Source organism: Kitasatospora sp. NPDC057518 (genome assembly GCF_042802075.1).
Lineage (GTDB): Bacteria > Actinomycetota > Actinomycetes > Streptomycetales > Streptomycetaceae > Kitasatospora.
The window spans coordinates 1-1,543 of the sequence record NZ_JBHVEU010000784.1; the positions used below are offsets into that span (position 1 = coordinate 1).

Below are 1,543 nucleotides of genomic sequence, written 5' to 3' on the forward strand. Positions count from 1 at the left end.
CTCAGCCGGGGATCACCCCGGGGCCGCCTTCCGCAGCGGGCTTAGCTGAACGAGTCGCCGCAGGCGCAGGAGCCGGTGGCGTTCGGGTTGTCGATGGTGAAGCCCTGCTTCTCGATGGTGTCGACGAAGTCGACGGTGGCGCCGCCCAGGTACGGGGCGCTCATCCGGTCGGTGACGACCTTGACGCCGTCGAAGTCCTTGATCACGTCACCGTCGAGCGAGCGCTCGTCGAAGAACAGCTGGTAACGCAGGCCGGAGCAGCCACCGGGCTGGACGGCGACGCGCAGCGCGAGGTCCTCGCGGCCTTCCTGCTCCAGCAGGGCCTTGACCTTGGCCGCGGCGGCATCGGTGAGGAGGATGCCACTCTCGACGGTGGTCTCGTCCTGGACGGTCATCTGCTTTCTCCCGGTCTTGACGACGGTCTGCCGCCAGTGCCAACCAACGGCCGTCCGGTTTCATTTCCCGGGCGGCGATCGATTTCTGCGGCCTGTTCGCGGCTGGTTGTCCGTAGGCCGGGTGTGCCACCCGCGTCCCCTACGCTCCCCATGCTCGCACACCCCCGGAGGGCCGGTCACCGCCCGAGGCACGGATCCGGGTGAACGGGCCCCACGGCCGCCCGTCGGACGCCAGGATGGTCGGCATGATCCTTCGCCAGGTCAGGGACACCGCAGCGGACGCGGAGGTCGTCCGGGAACTGTCCTTCGCCGCGTTCGCCGCACCGTCCGACGACCCCGCGCGGCCACCGCGGCCGACGCCGCTGCAGCTGGCCCGGACCAGGCACCTGGCGCGCACCGATCCCGGGGGCTGCTGGCTGGCGGAGAGCGGCGGGCAGGCGGTCGGGGTGGTGCTGTCGATGCGCCGCGAGGGCCTGTGGACGCCCTCGCTGTTCGCCGTCCGGCCGTCCGCGCAGGGCCGGGGGGTGGGGCGGCTGCTGTTCGAACGGGCGATGGCGCACGCCCGGGGCTGCCTGCGCGGGATGGTCTGCGCCTCCGGCTCCCCGGCGGCGGCCCGCCGCTACCGGCTGGCCGGGTTCACCCTGCACCCGGCGATGCGGCTGACCGGGACGGTGGACCGGCAGGGGCTGATCGATCCGGGCGACATACCGGTGCACCGCGGCAACGCCACCCACCTGCACCTGCTGGACTCGGTGGACCGCCGGCTGCGCGGGTCCGCGCACGGGCCGGACCACGAGCTGATGCTCGGGCACTTCGAGGAGCTGCTGGTCGCGGACGCGCTGGCCGGCAGCGGCTACTGCTACCGGGACGGCGGCACGGTGCGGCTGCTGGCGGCCACCAGCAAGCGGATCGGGGCCCGGCTGCTGCGCGAGGCGCTGGCCCGGGTGCCGGACGGGGCCGAGGCGCGGGTGGAGTACCTGACCGCCGAGCAGGAGTGGGCGCTGGACGTCGGGCTGGAGGTCGGGCTGACGCCGGAGACCGGCGGCTTCGTCGGGGTGCGCGGGATGCGGCCGCCGGCGCCGTACCTGCCGAACGGGGCGTTCCTGTAGGCGGGCACGCGTACGGCCCCCTCCGGAGCGCTCCGGAGG

Annotated in this window: 2 protein-coding genes; one reads left to right on the forward strand and one right to left on the reverse strand. The window is 73.9% G+C overall.

From position 1 onward, the window contains the following. Positions 1-41 precede the first annotated feature (41 nt). Positions 42-395, reverse strand: coding sequence for an iron-sulfur cluster insertion protein ErpA (gene erpA / locus ACFU7Z_RS39385; protein ID WP_049651846.1), 354 nt, complete (start codon positions 393-395; stop codon positions 42-44). A 245-nt stretch (positions 396-640) separates the two neighbouring features. On the opposite strand from erpA, the gene ACFU7Z_RS39390 reads away from it, so the two are divergent. Further along, on the forward strand, positions 641-1,504 hold the full coding sequence (locus ACFU7Z_RS39390) for a GNAT family N-acetyltransferase (RefSeq protein WP_074001184.1): 864 nt from the start codon (positions 641-643) through the stop codon (positions 1,502-1,504). Positions 1,505-1,543 lie beyond the last annotated feature (39 nt).

Bases quoted from the DNA above. Each gene is read 5' to 3' on its own strand.
- erpA (WP_049651846.1), bottom strand. From the start codon at position 395: ATGACCGTCCAGGACGAGACCACCGTCGAGAGTGGCATCCTCCTCACC.
- ACFU7Z_RS39390 (WP_074001184.1), top strand. From the start codon at position 641: ATGATCCTTCGCCAGGTCAGGGACACCGCAGCGGACGCGGAGGTCGTC.